The 17873-nt window shown below is 64.0% G+C and carries 14 protein-coding genes; 7 read left to right on the top strand and 7 right to left on the bottom strand.

The window, feature by feature from the left end:
• Positions 1-9 precede the first annotated feature (9 nt).
• From JJE66_RS25860 to JJE66_RS25875, 4 genes are all read right to left on the bottom strand, one after another.
• Complete coding sequence (locus JJE66_RS25860) at positions 10-2712, bottom strand: nitrate reductase (RefSeq protein ID WP_200517284.1); 2703 nt, start codon at positions 2710-2712, stop codon at positions 10-12.
• Positions 2713-2714: 2 nt separating this feature from the next.
• Positions 2715-3932, bottom strand: coding sequence for an FAD-dependent oxidoreductase (locus JJE66_RS25865; RefSeq protein ID WP_200517285.1), 1218 nt, complete (start codon positions 3930-3932; stop codon positions 2715-2717).
• A 10-nt stretch (positions 3933-3942) separates the two neighbouring features.
• Positions 3943-4371, bottom strand: coding sequence for a globin family protein (locus JJE66_RS25870; protein WP_200518773.1), 429 nt, complete (start codon positions 4369-4371; stop codon positions 3943-3945).
• 120 nt (positions 4372-4491) lie between these two features.
• Entirely contained in the window at positions 4492-5874 is a 1383-nt protein-coding gene (locus JJE66_RS25875; RefSeq protein ID WP_200517286.1) for an MFS transporter, read from the bottom strand.
• 694 nt (positions 5875-6568) lie between these two features.
• Here JJE66_RS25875 and JJE66_RS25880 point away from each other — a divergent pair.
• Both JJE66_RS25880 and JJE66_RS25885 read left to right on the top strand, forming a co-directional pair.
• Positions 6569-7408 carry a formate/nitrite transporter family protein gene (locus JJE66_RS25880; RefSeq protein WP_200517287.1) on the top strand — a complete coding sequence of 280 codons (840 nt, stop codon included), beginning with the start codon at positions 6569-6571 and terminating at the stop codon, positions 7406-7408.
• A gap of 66 nt (positions 7409-7474) precedes the next feature.
• Positions 7475-9208, top strand: a complete 1734-nt coding sequence (locus tag JJE66_RS25885; RefSeq protein ID WP_200517288.1) for a bifunctional protein-serine/threonine kinase/phosphatase — start codon at positions 7475-7477, stop codon at positions 9206-9208.
• Between the two features lie 9 nt (positions 9209-9217).
• Here the strand turns inward: JJE66_RS25885 and JJE66_RS25890 are convergent, their stop codons facing one another.
• Entirely contained in the window at positions 9218-10135 is a 918-nt protein-coding gene (locus tag JJE66_RS25890) for an intradiol ring-cleavage dioxygenase (protein WP_200517289.1), read from the bottom strand.
• A 169-nt stretch (positions 10136-10304) separates the two neighbouring features.
• On the opposite strand from JJE66_RS25890, the gene JJE66_RS25895 reads away from it, so the two are divergent.
• The 3 genes from JJE66_RS25895 to JJE66_RS25905 all read left to right on the top strand — a co-directional run bounded on the left by JJE66_RS25895 (position 10305) and on the right by JJE66_RS25905 (position 14376).
• Positions 10305-11582 (top strand): serine hydrolase, encoded by a 1278-nt coding sequence (locus JJE66_RS25895; RefSeq protein ID WP_200517290.1) that lies wholly within the window; start codon positions 10305-10307, stop codon positions 11580-11582.
• 184 nt (positions 11583-11766) lie between these two features.
• Positions 11767-13224, top strand: coding sequence for a sensor histidine kinase (locus tag JJE66_RS25900; RefSeq protein WP_200518775.1), 1458 nt, complete (start codon positions 11767-11769; stop codon positions 13222-13224).
• Between the two features lie 15 nt (positions 13225-13239).
• Positions 13240-14376 carry a mandelate racemase/muconate lactonizing enzyme family protein gene (locus tag JJE66_RS25905; RefSeq protein WP_200517291.1) on the top strand — a complete coding sequence of 379 codons (1137 nt, stop codon included), beginning with the start codon at positions 13240-13242 and terminating at the stop codon, positions 14374-14376.
• Here JJE66_RS25905 and JJE66_RS25910 read toward each other — a convergent pair.
• Together JJE66_RS25910 and JJE66_RS25915 are read right to left on the bottom strand one after the other, a co-directional pair.
• Positions 14373-15104 (bottom strand): cytochrome c biogenesis CcdA family protein, encoded by a 732-nt coding sequence (locus JJE66_RS25910; RefSeq protein WP_200517292.1) that lies wholly within the window; start codon positions 15102-15104, stop codon positions 14373-14375. The two genes, JJE66_RS25905 and JJE66_RS25910, sit on opposite strands and share 4 nt — an antisense overlap.
• A gap of 222 nt (positions 15105-15326) precedes the next feature.
• Positions 15327-15593 carry a hypothetical protein gene (locus JJE66_RS25915; protein ID WP_200517293.1) on the bottom strand — a complete coding sequence of 89 codons (267 nt, stop codon included), beginning with the start codon at positions 15591-15593 and terminating at the stop codon, positions 15327-15329.
• A 500-nt stretch (positions 15594-16093) separates the two neighbouring features.
• On the opposite strand from JJE66_RS25915, the gene JJE66_RS25920 reads away from it, so the two are divergent.
• Both JJE66_RS25920 and JJE66_RS25925 read left to right on the top strand, forming a co-directional pair.
• The gene (locus JJE66_RS25920; protein ID WP_200517294.1) at positions 16094-17143 is read left to right on the top strand and encodes a LysR family transcriptional regulator; all 1050 of its coding nucleotides are present in this window, start codon (positions 16094-16096) and stop codon (positions 17141-17143) included.
• 29 nt (positions 17144-17172) lie between these two features.
• Positions 17173-17544 carry a helix-turn-helix domain-containing protein gene (locus JJE66_RS25925; RefSeq protein WP_014497036.1) on the top strand — a complete coding sequence of 124 codons (372 nt, stop codon included), beginning with the start codon at positions 17173-17175 and terminating at the stop codon, positions 17542-17544.
• The last annotated feature ends 329 nt before the right edge of the window (positions 17545-17873 follow it).

The following is a 17873-nucleotide window of genomic DNA, read 5'->3' on the forward strand; positions in this document are numbered from 1 at the left end:
GCGGCCGGCCTACCCCGCCGCGCCCGCGACCTTCGCCTGCTTCGCCGGCAGCTCGGTCGTTGCGATCAGGCGCTTCAGTTCGGGGATGCAGGAGCCGCAATTAGTGCCGGCCTTGAGCTTGGCGCCGATCTCGGCGGCGGTACGCGCGCCGCTCGCGATGGTGTCGCAGATGGTGCCGCGGCCGACGCCGAAGCAGGCGCAGACGATCGGACCGGTCGAGGCGGCGCCTTCGGCCGACTTGCCTGACAGCAGCATGCGGCGCTGATCGTCGGTGACGCGGTCGGCCGCGAACACGCTCTTCACCACCTCCCAGTCGCCGGCATCGTGCGCGGGGCCGACGAACAGGCAGGTCTCGATGCGGTCACCCGCGAACGAGGCCGCGCGATAGACGCCGCCGCCGAAATCGCGATAGTCGGCGATGTCCTCACCGGCGAGGCCGTCGAGCCAGGCCGGCCAGCGCGCAAGGTCGGCATTGTCGGCAAAGAGATAGCCGAAGCCGCCTATGACGGTTGCGCGGGTCCACAACAGGTTCGGCGGCAGATCGAGCTGCTTGCGTGACAGCGCAAAGCCGCGGAAGACGTATTCATACGGCGCAATCGCAGCCGGCGTCGCCTTCGATTCCGGCTGTCCGGAGAATGGATCGGTGAACGGCGCGACCAGCGCGCCGACACGGCCATGCGAAGCGTTCATCGCGCTCCAGTGGATCGGCGCGAACAGCGTACCACGCTGCTGCCGATCGCTGACGACGACCTTCAGGATGCACTGGCCGTAGTCGGTGGTGATGCGGGCGAAGCCGGCGTGCACGATGTTGTATTTGTTGGCGTCATCAGGATGGATCTCGACGAACGGCTCGGGCAGATGCGCACCGAGCCGCCGGCTCAGACCCGTGCGCGTCATGGTGTGCCACTGGTCGCGAATGCGTCCGGTGTTGAGCCGTAAGGGCCGCGACGGTCCGGTCTCGCTGCGCAGCGCCGGTACCTCCGGCGCGATGAAGCGGCCCTTGCCGTCATTGGTGAAGAAGCCACCTTCCGCGAAGAAGCGCTCGCCGGGCTCCGCGCCTTCACGCGCGGGCCACAGTACGGGCTTCAGCGTGTCGAAGGCTTCGTCGGACAGCGAAGTGAGCGCGCCGATGTCGAAATCCCGGCTGCCATTGTTCTCGAACGCCGAGAGCGCGGCATGCTCGCGAAAGATGTCGGCGGCGGATTTGTAATTGAAGCTGTCGCCGAAGCCGAGGCGCTTTGCCGTCTCGCTGAGGATCCACCAGTCCGGCCGCGCCTCGCCAGGCGCCGGCAGGAACGAGCGCTGGCGCGAGATGCGGCGTTCGGAATTGGTCACCGTGCCCGACTTCTCGCCCCAGGCGAGCGCAGGCAGCAGCACATGCGGACCGGCATCGACGGTGTCGTTCGACAGCACGTTCTCGGAGACGACGAACAGCTCGAGCTTCCTCAGCGCCTCGCGCACGAAATCGGCATCGGGCAGCGACACCGCGGGGTTGGTGCCCATCACCCACAGCGCCTTGACCTCGCCGCGGTTGATTGCCTCGAACAGCTGAACCGCCTTCAACCCCTCATGGGTGGCGATGCGCGGCGCCTTCCAAAACCGCCTGACGCGGTCGATGTCCGGCGGCGTGAAATTCATGTGGGCGGCGAGCTGGTTGGCGAGGCCGCCGACTTCGCGGCCGCCCATCGCATTGGGCTGGCCGGTGAGCGAGAACGGCGAGGCGCCGGGCTTGCCAATGCGCCCGGTGGCGAGATGGCAGTTCAGGATGGCGTTGACCTTGTCGGTGCCCTGCGCCGACTGGTTCACGCCTTGCGAGTAGAGCGTGACGACCCGCTCGGTGTCACGGAACATCTTGAAGAAGGTCGCAACGTCCTGCTCGGTCAGCCCCGTCGCAAGCGCAGTCGCGGTGACGCTGCCGGCGATGTTGCGTGCACGCGCCAGCGCATCGTCGAAGCCCGAGGTGTTGTTGGCAACGTAGTCCCGGTCCAACGCACCGCTGTCGACGAGATGGACGAACAGGCCCGAGAACAGCGCGGTATCGCTGCCGGGTTTCAGGCCAAGGAACAGATCGACGTCACTCGCGGTGTCGGTGCGGCGCGGATCGATCACGATCATGCGGGCGCCGCGCTCCTGCCGGTTCTTCACCATGCGCTGGAACAGCACGGGATGGCACCAGGCCGCGTTCGAGCCGACGAAAACCAGCAGATCGGCCTGGTCGAGATCCTCGTAGCAGCCGGGCACGGTGTCGGCGCCGAAGGCGCGTCGGTGGCCGGCCACGGAAGACGACATGCAGAGCCGCGAATTGGTGTCGACATTGGCGGTGCCGACAAAGCCCTTCATCAGCTTGTTGGCGACGTAATAATCCTCGGTGAGAAGCTGGCCGGAGAGATAGAAGGCGACCGCGTCGGCGCCGTCGCGCGCGACGATGTGCTTCATGCGGTGCGCGACATGGTCGAGCGCATCGCTCCAGGCGACGCGCTCCAGCACGCCCTTGCAGCGGATCATCGGATAGAGCAACCGGCTCTCGAGTCCGACGGTCTCGCCGAGCGCAGAGCCCTTGGAGCACAGCCGGCCGAAATTGGCGGGATGATCGGGGTCGCCGGCGATTGCCGCACCGCCTGCGCCGTCGGGCGTTGCGAGCACGCCGCAGCCGACGCCGCAATAGGGGCAGGTCGTGTTGATGGTGCGGAGGTTCGGGTCGATCGCCGTCATCGTCAGGCAGCCTTTGAAGGACAGGCGAGCGCGCGGCCGAACACCATGTCGGCGCGGATCGCGGCGATCTTCTCGCAGGTGCGGATCAGTTCGAGATACCAGAGCGCGTCGGCGGTATCGCCGATCAGTACGGCGCCGGTGAGACATCCGTCGGCGATCACGAGCTTCTTGTAGGTGCCGCGGCGGCGGTCGCTCAGCACGAGGCTCTCGCTGCCCTCCCCGCCCATGAAGTCGCCCGCTGAGAACACGCTGACGCCGGACACTTTCAGGTTGGTCGAGACCACGCTGCCCTGATAGGCGGCGGGGCGGCCACCGAGATGCCGCGCCAGCACGCGCGCCTGCTCATAGGCCGGTTCGACCAGGCCATAGCAGGTGCCGCGATGCTCGGCGCATTCGCCGAGGGCGTAGATGTCGGGAGAGGCGGTCTGCATCTCGTCGTTGACGACGATGCCGCGGTTGACCGCAATGCCGGCCTCCTTGGCGAGCGCGATGTTCGGCCTGATGCCGGCGGCGAAGATCACCGCATCGGCCTCGATGCGGCTGCCATCGGCAAGCTCGACGGCTTCGACGTGGCGCTCGCCATGGATGCGGGCGGTCGAGGCATTGAGCAGGATGCGGATGCCCTTGCGCTCGACCAGCGTCTTGAGCAGATCGGCGGCCGGCCCATCGAGCTGGCGCTCCATCAGCCTATCCATCAGGTGCAGCAGCATCACGGGCGCACCGGCTTTCGCCAGGCCATAGGCCGCTTCGAGCCCGAGCAGGCCGCCGCCGACCACAACGACGCGTTTCTTCGCCGCCGCCAGCGACAGCAGCAGGTCGACATCGCGCGTGTCGCGAAACGTGTGCACACCGGCAAGGTCAGCGCCGGGCACGTTCAGCCGCAGCGGCGTCGCGCCGACGGCGAGCACGAGCTTGGAATATTCCATGCTCTCTTCACCGGCGATCTTGAGCTCGCGGCGGCCGGTGTCGATCTCGGTGACGCGATAGCCGTAGCGCACGGTAACGCCGCGATGGCGCCACCAGTCCGCCGGCCGGAGTTCGATTTCGTGCGAGCCGGTTTCGCCGGCCAGCACCGAGGAAAGCAGCACGCGATTGTAAGCGAGCCGCGGCTCTTCACCGATCACGGCGATCGCGTAGCGGCCGAGCGCGGTCTTGGCGAGCTCGTCGACCAGACGCGCGGCCGCCATACCGTTACCGACGATGACCAGCGGTTCACTCACAAGGCATCTCCTATTCGGCGGCCTGCGCTTGTGCGCCATAGGCCTCGGAAATCATGTAACCGGACAGCACGCCATAGGCGTCGGTCCAGGCGGTCGCGAGTTCGGGCGTCCAGGCTTCGCCAAGACCCTTCTCCAGGGTCCACAGCAAGGTCGCGCCGACCACGGGATAGTGCTCGGCCTTGGCGCCGTAGGCGACGTGACGCTTGGCGAGCGCCGACGCCGCCGGAAGAATTGTCTCCAGGTTCGACAGACCGCCGACGACAGCAGCGAGCATGCCCATCAACTTCTTGCGTTGCTCGGTCATGTCTTCGGGAAACATCGCGCGCACGGACGGGGCAACCTCGAACAAGCGATCGTAGAACAGCACGGCGGCGGCTTCCGAAATCGGTGCGACCTTGGAAAAGCTCTGCTGGACGAGGGTGATCTGCTCGCGCGTCATGATGTTGTCCTGTCTGTTGGGTTTGCCTTCGTCCGCGCCATTGCGGAAAAAGTTCATGGATCAAACGTCATCAGAACGGCCTCTCCCCGCGTACGGGGAAAAGCGAGATTTGAATCAGGCTCAGACTCGCGCTTCGGCAAGGCTTGGCGCGCCCTCAGCCTGCGGGCTGCGACGCAGGTAGAACCACCAGGTCAGTCCGAGACAGACGGCGTAGAACGCGAGGAAGATGGCGAGCGCGACCTGCGGTCCGCCCGTCATCGCGATCGACTTGCCGAAGCTGCTCGGGATCAGATAGCCGCCGACGGCACCGACCGCGCCGATGAAGCCGACAGCCGCACCGCTCTCGATGCTCGCGGTCTTCATCGCGAGCGCGCGTGCCGCATCGCCCTTGCCGCGCACCTTGAACAGGTTTTCCTCACGGAAGATCGAGGGGATCATGCGGTAGGTCGAGCCGTTGCCGATGCCGGTCGTCAGGAACAGGATCAGGAACATCGACAGGAAGCCGGTGAAGTCCTTCTCGCCGACGAAGTAGAGCACGCCGATCGTCGCCGCCGCCATCGCGATGAAATTCCAGAACGTGATGATGGAGCCGCCGACCTTGTCGGCAAGCCAGCCGCCGAACGGGCGCGACAACGAGCCGACCAGCGGACCGAGGAACGCGATCGAGATCGTGACCGTGGGAAACTGGGTCTTGATCAGCAGCGGAAACGCGGCGGAGTAGCCGATGAAGGAGCCGAACGTTCCGATGTAGATGAGGGCCATGATCCAGGTGTGCTTGCGCTTGACGATGGCGAGCTGGTTCTTGATCGACGACTTGGCCGAGGTCAAATTGTTCATGAAGAACACCGCGCCGAAGACCGCGATCGCGATCGGCAGCACCCACATCAGGCCGGCGTTCTGGAGATAGACGCCGCCGACCGGCGCTGCCTGGAACAGGTTGATGACGGCGAGCGTCATCAGGATCGGCGTCAGCAGCTGGACGCTGGAGACGCCGATATTGCCGCCGGCGGCATTCAGGCCGAGCGCCCAACCCTTCATGCGGTCCGGGAAGAAGAAGGAAATGTTGGTCATGCTGGAGGCGAAGTTGCCGCCGCCGAGACCCGCGGTCGAGGCGATCAGCAGCATCATCCAGAACGGCGTCTCGGGTTGTCCCACGAAGTATGCCAGCGCCAGCGTCGGAATGAACAGCACGGCGGCGCTGAAGATGGTCCAGTTGCGGCCGCCGAAGGTCGTCACCGCGAAGGTATAGGGGAAGCGCATCAGGGCGCCGATCAGGCCCGGCACGGCCACGAGCTGGAACAATTCGTCGGTCGAATAGTGAAAGCCCGCCTGCGGCAGCTTGGTGGCGACGATGCTCCAGATCAGCCAGACGGAGAAACCGATATGCTCGGCCACGATCGACCAGATCAGGTTACGCCGGGCGACGGTCTTGCCGCCCGCATTCCAGAACGCCTCGTCCTCGGGGCGCCAGTCAGAAATCCACGTCGGATTGCCTTCCCTCATCGGAAATTTCCCTTTCACTAGGAAGCGGGACACCGACTGGCGCGGGCGCAGGGATGCACGCTCGGGGGAAGCCCCCGTTTTCGGCGGTGTCACAATTTGAATGATTGCTCGGTGACGGCGTCGCTGGCGTCAGAACCCGTAATTCAAGCTCCGTGCCAAATTGCGGTAGACGGTAAATGCAAGTAATAACAATATCTTATGTCGAATGATGAAATATTGATCATGCCTAAAACTGCATCAAAAACTTGCGGATCGCTCATTTCTTGAATGGCGATTCGCCCGCTGATTGTGCGACGCACAAGACTTGGGCACGCGCCCGTTTTTTCGCCAGCGAACGGCCTGCCGCGACCGATTGGGTTGGGCGGGGGCGGCTTATCTCCTTCCAAACAAGGCAAAACTCGGCCCTTGCGGCCGCGCTGCGTTGCCGACCGGTCTGGCACATCGATTGCTTTCATTCTGCCTAGTCAACGATGACTGACAGTGAGTCGGGGCGCGATGCCACCGAAGGCCACTGGGGTGCGAAGCCTGTTCGCTGGTCCGCCGAAGCGCGGTCATCGTGACGCTATCCCGTTGCGCATGTCGATGGTCCTTCTCCAGCACGCGTTCCCTCGGGGCACGAAAGCTCACTGGCCTGACAGAGGCGCCGGTCCGGCAGGGACCTCGCCGATCGTTCATATAAACAAAGGAACTGTTGATGTCGTATCTCGCACCTTCGGAATTCGTCACCAAGATGGTGGACGCCGGCGAATCCAAGATCTTCATGTCCACTAGGGATACGATCATCCGCGCCTACATGGCCGGCGCCATCCTGGCACTCGCCGCCTGGTTCGCGGTCACCATCAACGTCAACACCGGCCAGCCGATCATCGGCGCGCTGCTGTTTCCGGTCGGATTCTGCATGCTCTATCTGCTGGGCTTCGATCTCTTGACCGGCGTCTTCGTGCTCTCGCCACTGGCACTGCTCGACAAGCGTCCCGGCGTCACGATCGGCGGTGTCCTGCGCAACTGGGGCCTCGTCTTCATCGGCAATTTCGCTGGCGCCCTGACGGTGGCCTTCATGATGGCGTTCGTCACGACGTTCGGTTTCACGCAGGACCCCGACAAGGTCGGCACAGCGATCGGCAACATCGGCGAAGGCCGGACGCTCGGCTACGCCGCCCACGGCGCGGCCGGCATGGCGACGCTGTTCATCCGCGGCATGCTCTGCAACTGGATGGTCTCGACCGGCGTCGTCGGCGCGATGATCTCCACCACGGTCCCCGGCAAGGTGATCGCGATGTGGATGCCGATCCTGGTGTTCTTCTACATGGTGTTCGAGCATTCCGTCGTGAACATGTTCCTGTTTCCGTCGGGCCTGATGCTCCACGCCAAGTTCTCGATCCTGGACTATTTCATCTGGAACGAGATCCCGACCGTGCTGGGCAACCTCGTCGGCGGCCTCGCCTTTACCGGCCTCACGCTCTACACGACGCATGTCTTGACGAAGCCGAAGCGCGAGCCGGCGGCGAAGGCGCAGACCCGCGCCGCAGCCTGATCGATTGATGCTCAACAAGGGAGCCTCGCCTGATAAGGTGAGGCTCCCTTTGCATTGGTGGCGAGGATGGGCCGGGGCTTGCTAATTTCGATCGGGCAGCACTCCGACAAGGGGCGCAAGCCGGTCAATCAGGACTTTCACGGTGCCCTCATCCCGACGGAGCCGCTGCTGAGCCTGAAGGGAATCGCCGTCGTGCTGGCCGACGGCATCTCGAGCAGCGCGGTAAGCCAGGTCGCAAGCGAGTCGGCGGTCAAGAGCTTCCTGACCGATTACTACTGCACGCCGGAATCCTGGACGGTGAAGAATTCGGCGCGCCGCGTTCTCGAAGCCACCAACTCATGGCTGCACGCCGAAACGCGGCGTAGCCAATACGCTTATGAGCGTGACAAGGGCTACGTCTGCACCTTCACCGCGATGGTCGTCAAATCGACCATGGCCCATATCTTCCACGTCGGCGACTGCCGGATCTACCGTGTCGCCGGCAAGGCCCTCGAACAGCTCACCGAAGACCACCGCATCATCGTCTCGTCGGAGCAGACCTATCTCGGCCGCGCGCTTGGCATCAATCCGCAGATCGAAATCGACTATCAGTCGCTCCAGATCGAGCAAGGCGACATCTTCTTGCTGGCGACCGACGGCGCCTACGAGTTCAGCGATCATCGCTTCATCACCGGCACGTTGGATGCCCATGCCGGTGATCTCGATAGGGCAGCGAAATCCATCGTCGAAGAGGCCTATCGACACGGCAGCGACGACAACATCACCGTCCAGATCCTGCGCATCGACGAGATGCCGCAAACCGGCTCATCCGACACTTTCGGCGGCACGACGGAACTGCCTTTGCCACCGCTGCCGGAGCCGCGCGCGTTGTTCGACGGCTACCGCATCGTTCGCGAAGTGCACGCCTCCAGCCGCAGCCACATCTATCTCGCCGTCGACAGCGAGACCGAGGAGAGGGTTGCCTTGAAGATCCCCTCGATCGATCTCCGCGACGATCCCGCCTATCTGAAGCGCTTCCTCATGGAGGAATGGATTGCGCGTCGGATCGACAGCCCGCACGTCCTCAAGCCCCGCTCGCGATCCAAACGACGCAACTATCTCTACGTCGCGACCGAGTTCATCGAGGGACAGACGCTGCGACAATGGATGCTGGACAATCCGCGGCCCGACCTCGAGACCGTACGTGGCATCGTCGACCAGATCGCATCAGGCTTGCGCGCGTTCCATCGCATGGAGATGCTGCATCAGGATTTGAGACCCGACAACATCCTGATCGACAAGACCGGCACCGCGAAGATCATCGACTTCGGCGCGGTCAAGGTTGCCGGAATCGTCGAGGCCGCACCAGATTCGGCCGACGCCGAAATCCTCGGCACGGTGCAGTACACTGCGCCGGAATACTTTCTCGGCGAAGGCGGCTCGCCGCGGTCGGACATGTTCTCGCTGGCCGTGATTTGCTACCAGATGCTGACCGGAGATCTGCCTTATGGCGCCCAAATCGCCCGGATCCGGGGACGATCGGATGCGTGGAAGCTGAAATATCGTCCGCCCGGCCACGACGACCGCGCCGTCCCCGTCTGGATCGACGGCGCGCTGCGCAAGGCGCTGCACCCCGATCCCAACAAGCGCCACGAAGATCTGTCCGAATTCACCTACGAGCTCAGAAACCCCAATCCGGCCTATCTCAGCACACGGACCACGCCGCTGATCGAGCGCAATCCGCTGCTGTTTTGGAAGCTGACCACGGTTGTTCTGGCCTGCGCCGTCGTCACGCTGCTCGCGCTCTTGCATGCGCGCTAGATCGAGCCCTCACGCCGGCTCCTTGGCCTGCGTCCCCAACGGCTTCGGCGCGATGCCGCCGCCCGGCTTGAGATGGAATTCGTAGGTCATCAGGTGCCATGGCCCGTTCGCCTTGGCGCCGTCGGGCATCGTCGGATCGTTGCGCGGCTCGACCTTGGCGACGAGGTCGTCCTTGACCCCGAACACGACGTCGGAATCGAGATATTTATCGCCATCCATGAAGACGTGGGTGATTAGCGGCTCGTAGCCCTTCGCATTGACCAGGAAGTGCACATGCGCTGGCCGCATCGGATGACGCTTGGTCTGCATGATCATCTCGCCGACCGGGCCGTCGGTCGGGATCGGATAGCTACATGGCAGGATGGTGCGGAAGAAGAAGCGGCCGTCGCCGTCCGTCACAAAGCGCGCTCGCGCCGAGGCACCGACCTCGTCGTAGTTCGGCTTCTGTGAATCGTAGAAGCCGTCGTCATCGGCGTGCCAGACGTCGACAGGCACATTCGCGAGCGGCTTGCCCTGGAGATCGGTGACGCGGCTCTGCACGAACATCCGCTCGCCGGTGAGATTGTTCGGCGAGATGTCGGTGCCATGGGCCGTCACCTTGTGCTCGCCGACATAGAACGGGCCGAGCACGGTGGTCTGGGTGGCACCGTCGCGGTCACGGTGGTTGACCGCGTCGACCAGCATGGAGACGCCGAGCACGTCGGAGAGCAGTATGAATTCCTGGCGGGTGTCGGTGCATTTCTGGCCGGTGCGGGTCAGAAAATCGATGGCGTAGTCCCATTCCTCGAAGCTGAGACCGGTCTTGCTCACGTAATCGTGCAGCGACTTCACCAATTCCTGGAGCAGGAATTTCGCGCGCGGGTTCGGCGTGTTGTCGAAGCTTTTGACGACGGCTTCGGTGAGTTCGGTCTCGTTGAACTGGGTCATGGTGCGTTTGCCTGCGTTTTTCTCGTTGGCCCCAGGATCTCTAGGGCGCCTTGGAGGCCTTCCAGACTGGAGCCTACACCAACCGACAGGGTCGCGTTAAGCGCGACCCGCTTGGAATAAGGCCGCCGTTTGGCTATCAACTTTCGGACAAAACGACCCGGAGGAACTGATGCTCGCCGCTACCCCCGCCTCGCCCGAATCCGTGGGCATGTCCAAGGCCGCGCTCGACCGCGTCGATGCCCATCTGAAGAGCCGCTACATCGATGCCGGCCGCTTTCCGGGCACGCATCTCCTGGTCTACCGCCGCGGCAAGATCGCCCATAGCTCGCTGCAGGGCTTTGCCGATATCGAACGCAAGGCGCCCGTCAAGGACGACACCATCTACCGCATCTATTCCATGACCAAGCCGCTCACCAGCGTCGCCTTCATGATGCTGGTCGAGCAAGGCCTCGTCGCAATCGACGAGCCGGTCGCCAAATACATTCCGGAATGGAAGGATCTCGGCGTGTTCGTCGCCGGCACCGCGCCGGCCTTTTTGACCCGGCCGCCGACCCGGCCGATGCTGATCGTCGACCTTTTGCGCCACACGTCGGGACTGACCTACGGCTTCCAGCAGCGCTCCAACGTCGATTCCGCCTATCGCGCCGAGAAGATCGGCGAGGTGGAGAAAGCAGGTACGCTGCAGACTATGATCGAGGGCCTCGCCAAAATCCCGCTGGAGTTCTCGCCGGGCGAGGCCTGGAACTACTCGGTCTCGACCGACGTGCTCGGTTACCTCGTCGGCAAGATTTCGGGCATGCCGTTCGAACTGTTCCTCAAAACGCGGATCCTCGATCCACTCGGCATGACCGACACCGATTTCCACGTGCCGGCCTCCAAGGCGCACCGTTTCGCGGCCTGCTATTCCGCCGATCCCGGCGGCGGCGGCATGACCTTCCATGCCGGTCAGCGCCGCGAGGGCCTGACGCTCCAGGACGACCCGGCCAACAGCTCGTTCCTGTCGCCACCCTCGCTCATCTCCGGCGGCGGCGGGCTGTGCTCGACGGTCGCCGACTATCTCACCTTCTGCCGTACCCTGATTAACGGCGGCGAACTCGGCGGCGTCCGGCTGATCGGACCGAAGACGCTGGCGCTGATGACCAGCAACCATATTCCCGGGGGGCGAACGCTGCCGGAGGTGTCGCGCTCGCTGTTTTCAGAGGCGAGCTACAACGGCATCGGCTTTGGTCTCGGCTTCGCCGTGACCATGCGCCCGGCCGAGACGCTGATCGCCGGCAGCCCCGGTGAATATAATTGGGGCGGCGCGGCTACGACCTCGTTCTGGATCGACCCGGCCGAGGAGCTGATCACCATCTTCATGACGCAGGTGCTGCCGTCGAGCGCGTACCCGCTCCGGCGCGAGTTGCGCAGCATGGTGTACGCCGCAATCACCGAGAGCAATCTGTAAGCACGTTTCGCACCGCACCGAGCGTGCCGGGGGAACCGGCACGTAGCCTACCAAATGCGCAGTGGCGCAATCGCCGCGTCGCATTATGCTTCGCGCCGCCGGTGCCGTCGCACCGGAGCAAGGGCGTCCCCGTTTGTCAAAGCTCACCCTGCCGGTCCGGCTCGCTCTCCTGGTCACGGGAACGATGTTGCCGCTGATCGTCTTCGCCGTCGGCCTCGCCTATTCCAACTATCGCCAGGACCGCAGCGAGGCGGCACGCCGGGTGCTCGAGACAGTGCGAAGCATGCGCCTTGTGCTCGACTCCGAAGTGCAGCGGATGACGGGGGGCTTGCAAGTGCTCGCACTCAGCGAGTCCTTGCGCAGGGGCGACTTCGACAGTTTCCGGCGCTTGGCAGCGGGGTTCATCAGCCAGTATGGCGAGGACAGCGTCTTGCTGCTGGCCGACAGGTCCGGGCACCAGCTGTTCTCGACGCTGACGACCGACACGGCGAGCCTGCCGTCGCGCAACAACCGCGACGTCGTTGAACGGGTCTTCGCCAGCAAGACGCCGCAGTTTTCTGATCTTTTCATCGGGTCGTCCAAGAAGCGTCCGATCGTCACGGTCGAAGTCCCCGTGCTCCGCGACGGCGAGGTCGTCTACACACTGTCCTTCAGCCCGCCGATCGACATCTTCCAGCACCTCGTCGAGCGGCAGCGCCCGGACGAGCAATGGACCGTGTCGCTGCTCGACAGCAAGGGCGTCGTGTTCGCGCGCGTCCCCAATCCAACCGAAACATTCGGCAAGCAGGCCACGCCGTCGCTCTACGAGGCTATGTTCCGTGCGCCCGAGGCGGCGCTCTCGTCGATCTCGCTCGACGGCATTGCGCTCGCATCGGCCTATACGCGATCGCGGTTGACCGGATGGACGGTCGCCGCCGGCGTCCCGGAGAGCTCGCTGATCGCCCCGCTCTGGCGCAACATCGCGATCACCAGCCTGATCGGCGGCGTACTGCTGCTGATCGGCCTCACCTTTGCGGTCAGGATGGCGACCACGATCGCGCGCGGCGACATGCTGCACAATCTCCTGATCGAGGAGCTCAATCACCGCGTCAAGAACACGCTGGCCTTGATGCAGGCGATCGCGGTGCAGACCTTCCGCAGCGCAAGCCGCGACGAGCGGACCAAGTTCGAGGGACGTCTCGGTGCGCTCGCCGAGGCGCATAATCTCCTCAGCCAGGAGAAGTGGGCAGGCTCGGAGCTGAAGGATGTGGTCGTCCGTGTGCTCCAGCCGTTCCTGCTGAGCAATCCCGAACGCATCCGGATGGACGGCCCCACGGTCCCGCTGTCGCCGCGGCTCGCCGTGGTGCTGTCGATGATCGTGCATGAGATCGCGACCAACGCCGCAAAATACGGCGCATTGTCAAACGAGACCGGCCGGGTGACGCTGGACTGGGAAGTCATTGCGGACGCGCCGAAGCCGCGACTGCGGCTGATCTGGGCCGAGATCGGTGGCCCGCCGGTGACGGCGCCGGTGCGGCGCGGCTTCGGCTCGCGCCTGATCGAGCGCAGCGCGCGCGACCAGCTTGGCGGCGAGGCGACCGTCGACTTTCTGCCGCGCGGCGTGGTCTGCACGGTGATCTGCGCGCTGGACGAAAGGCAATGAAGCGGGGACATCGGCATGAAGATCACCAAGGTTCGAACCCACATCCTCGAAGCAAAGCTTTCGCAGCCCTTCGCCTATTCGCGTGCCTGGTACGACACCCGCACCGCGATGTTGGTCGAGATCGAGACCGACGCGGGCTTGACCGGTTGGGGCGAATGCTACGGGCCGGCGCGGATGAATGCGGCTGTGGTCGCAAACATTGCGTCTTGGCTGATCGGCGAGGACCCGCTGCGCACCGACGTGCTGTGGCAAACGATCTATGCGCGCCTGCGCGATCACGGCCAGAAGGGCGTCGTGATCCAGGGCCTGAGCGGCATCGACATCGCGCTGTGGGACATCAAGGGCAAGCATTTCGGCGTGCCCGCGTACCAGCTGCTCGGCGGCGCGGCACGCACCGAGATACAGGCCTATGCGACCGGGCTCTATCGGCGCAAATCGGGCGATCCGTTCAAATATCTTCCGGAGGAAGCGGCCGGCTATGTCGCGGAGGGATTCCGCGCCGTAAAGCTGAAGGTCGGCTTCGGCACCGCGGAGGATGCCGCAGTCACGCGCGCCGTGCGCGAGGCGATCGGCCCTGATGTCGCGCTGATGGTCGATGCCAACCACGCCTATGACGCGGTCGCAGCGATCCGGCTCGGCCGGCTGATCGAACCCCACGACATTGGATGGTTCGAGGAGCCGGTGCCGCCGGAGGATGTTGCGGGCTGCCACGCGGTAAAATCTGCGCTGACGATTCCGATCGCCGGCGGCGAGTGCGAATTCACGCGCTTCGGCTTCCGCGACCTGTTCGCCTCGCACGCACTCGACATCGCCCAGCCCGACACCTGCGCGGCCGGCGGCCTCACCGAATGCAAGAAGATCGCCGACATGAGCGAAGCATTCGGCATCCGCTACAATCCGCATGTCTGGGGCACTGGCATCGCGATCGCGGCTTCGCTTCAGCTCCTCGCCGTGCTGCCGTCGCACACGCCGAATTCGCTGACGCCGCTCGAGCCGCTGCTCGAATTCGACCGCACCGAACATCCGATCCGGCAGGCGATCTTGAAAGAACCGATCGAGCACGTGAACGGCGTCGTGCGCGTGCCCGAAGGTCCAGGGCTCGGCATCGAGATCGACCGCGATGCACTGGCGCGGTTTGCGGTGAGTACCTAGCCGATCGTCTGCAACGCCGGAAACGTCTCCAGCAGCCAGATACTCACATTGGAAACCGCGCCGGTGAGGAAGCCGATGCCCGTGATGACCATCAGCACGCCCATGGCGCGCTCGACATTGACGAGGTGGCCCTTCATGCGCGCGAACAGTTTTGAGAACTGCTCGATCATCAGCGCCGCGACCAGGAAGGGAATGCCGAGGCCCGCCGAATAGACCGCGAGGAGCCCTGCGCCTTTCGTCACCGTTGATTCGGCGGCGGCGATCGAGAGGATCGCGGCGAGGATCGGACCGATGCAGGGCGTCCAGCCGAACGCGAAGGCGAGACCCATCACATAGGCGCCCCAGAGCCCGACGGGCTTGGGCGCGGTCAGGCGGCCCTCGCGCATCAACAGGCCGATCCGCGTCAGGCCCAGGAAGTGCAGGCCCATGATGATGATGACGATCCCGGCGAGGATCGACAGCTCGGCCGACCAGGCCCGGATCAGCCCACCGACCAACGAGGCGCTGGCGCCGAGCGCCACGAACACGGTGGAGAAGCCGAGCACGAACAGCAGCGCCGCCATCATGATCGCGCGCTTCGAGGCCGAAGCGGACTCGTCGCTCTCGACATGCTCGATCGTGGCGCCGGTGAGGTAGATCAGATAGGGCGGAACCAGGGGCAGGACGCACGGCGAGAGGAAGCTGACGAGGCCGGCGATCAGCGCCGCCGTAATCGAAACATTTTGCATGGTATAGTCGGAGCCATCCCGGGCCCTCGGACTGGGCGCGGGGAATGCGCACGGAACCGGAGCCGAACCGGTTCTGGTGTAGCCGATGCCGGGGAATGCGCAACAGAGGCGCGATCAAAGAGGCGCGATCAAACCAGGGCTCCTCCCGATGCCGTCTGTGATCACAGATACGGCATCGGGACGCGCACAAATCTCGCCAAAAAGCGAGATTCGGCGGCGCAGCTACTTCACCACGCGGAGCAGCGGACGCCGGGGCTGGTCCTGCGTCTGCTTGGAGGGGGGCAGCGGTTCGCTGGCAGCGCTCCGCAGCATTTCGTCGCACAGCGCCTTGAGGTCGGCGCTGTCAATTCCTTTGAGCTTCATCCGCACATCGAGGATGACGATCGAGAGCAGCTCAGCCGACTCGCGGTTGTTGCTCTCGTTGAGAACCTTGCGGCACTCCTCGAGCGTCTCAAGCACCGACTGCAGCTGTTCGTCTGAATGCGACACCGGCGTTCTTTCCGTTAATTCGGGCTGCGAGATGCGCTTGGAACGATCCCCTCGGCCCCCAAAGAGGCCCAAGGATAGCACGAGGAGTCCGTGCCCTCGAATGCGATTTCAATCTGTTTCTGCGTCGAGACCGCGGTTCCGGACGGCATCGCTACGCGGCGCAAGTCGGAACGGTCAAAGGCGGAACGGTCAAAGGCGAAACGATTAGAGATGAAACGCTCAAGCAGGCGCGATCGATCCACCCCATGAGCGCGCGCGACATTTCGCACGCCACCGTCAGGCCCACATGGACCCGGCAATCCCGCAGCCATTTCGAGGCTCGCAACGGAACGCACGCGTACCCCTCTTCCGGGCAACGATCGGCCCGATTCCCAATCCCAGACTTACTCAAATACCACTTCAGGCGCGGTAAGTATGGCGTTCAAAACTCACCGTCCCCAACCCGTCGTGGTTGTGGTTTCTGCTAGATTCTGCCAGTTTAGCGACCCGAAGGGACTTGTATGCACTCCTTGGCGGAAAGGGGCGTTCCGCTGGAGGAACGCCTGAAAACAAATATCAGCGGCCTCTCGGACTGGGATGCGGCCCGCATATTCCTGGAAGTCGTTCGACGCGGCAGTTTCCGCTCGGCGGCTGAGCGCTTGTCGCTGTCGATCAACGCCGTCCGCCGGCGGATCGATGATTTCGAGCGCCAGACCGGCACCACCCTGTTCACGCGCGACGTCCACGGCACCCATCTCACCGATGAAGGCGCGCTGGTGGTCTCCGCCGTCGAGCGCATGGAGGCGGCTGCCTTCGACGTGCTGCGCGCCAGTGATTCGACGGCCAACGCCCTCACCGGTGAGGTCCGCGTCGCCATCACCGAGGGATTGGGTACGTTCTGGCTCGCCCCGCGGCTGGTGGAATTCCAGCAGGCCTATCCGAATATTCTGGTCGACCTGCATTGCGCGATGCGCTCGGCCGACGTCTCCCGCCATGAGGCCGACGTCGCCATCCATCTGTCGCGACCCTCGGCGCTTGACGTCAAGCTGGTGCGGCTCGGCCGCATGCACCTGATGTTCTGGGCCTCCAGGAGTTACGTCGAGAAATATGGCGCGCCGCGCACCGCGGCGGAATTGATCAAGCACCGCCTGGTGCTGCAATTCGCCGATCAGATCGCCGCCAAGGAGACCTTCGAGAGCTTCTTCCCGGGCGTTCCGGAACGTGACCTTCTGGTCATGAAGACCAACGTCTCAAGCGCCAACTACTGGGCTGTCGCGAATGGCGCCGGAATCGGCGTATTCCCGAGCTATGCCATTGCGCTTGGCGGGAAGTTGATTCCACTGGAGGTCGAGTTGAACCGACCGCTGGATATCTGGTTGTCCTACCATGCTGGTAGCGGCCGGATTCCACGCGTGCGGCACATGATTGACTGGCTGATCGAGGCTTTCAATCCGGCTCGCTTCCCGTGGTTTAAGGAAGAGTTCGTGCACCCGCATGAATTCAAGGACTCGTATATGGGCGAACCCCTGACCCAGCTCTTCGGGGGATTTTCAACCGAAGAACAAAGGTGAAAACGAAAATGAAAGCAGCGGCGAAGAGAATGAAGCAGCGCAGTGCCGGCAAGCCGGACATTGAGCTGGGCAAGCGGATCCGTCTGCGGCGCGTCGAGATGAAAATCTCGCAGGCCGAGCTGGGCGAAAAGCTCGGCGTCAGCTTCCAGCAGGTCCAGAAATACGAGAAGGGCGTCAATCGCGTTGGCGCGGCTCGGCTTCAGCAGATCGCCACCGCCCTCGATGTGCCCGTGACCTTCTTCTATGACGGCGACAACAAGGCGCGCGAAGTCGAGAGCCTCCTGTTCCTGGACTCCGCCTTCAGCCTCCGCCTGCTGCGCGCCTACAGCAAGATCAAGGATCAGACGGTGCAGCGTCAGCTCGTCTCCCTGATGGAATCGATCGCGGCGAACGAAGCCTGAGCCGATCAACGGCCTGGCCTTCACGGCCGATGTTCAATCCGCCGCGTCACGGAGACGCGGCCGGATTGGGCGAGGCCTGATTGGATCAGACTGACTGGATCGGATTTGGCCTGCGCGCAACCTGCGCGCGGCCTTCCATTTTTGGGCGGCTTGGCCGCCTCTTTTTTTGGGCATTTTGTTGCCTCTCGTCGCGGTTTTCGCGAACCCGTCCCAATCTTGGTGCGACCTAATCGAGAGCCTCCGCACTGGACGTGCTGGAGGCCTTGATGCGCCGTGCTTAATGGGACCGCAACCCTGATGCCCTAGCTTCCCGCCGATTCCGTGAATCG

It is taken from the genome of Bradyrhizobium diazoefficiens, from assembly GCF_016612535.1.
GTDB lineage: Bacteria > Pseudomonadota > Alphaproteobacteria > Rhizobiales > Xanthobacteraceae > Bradyrhizobium > Bradyrhizobium diazoefficiens_C.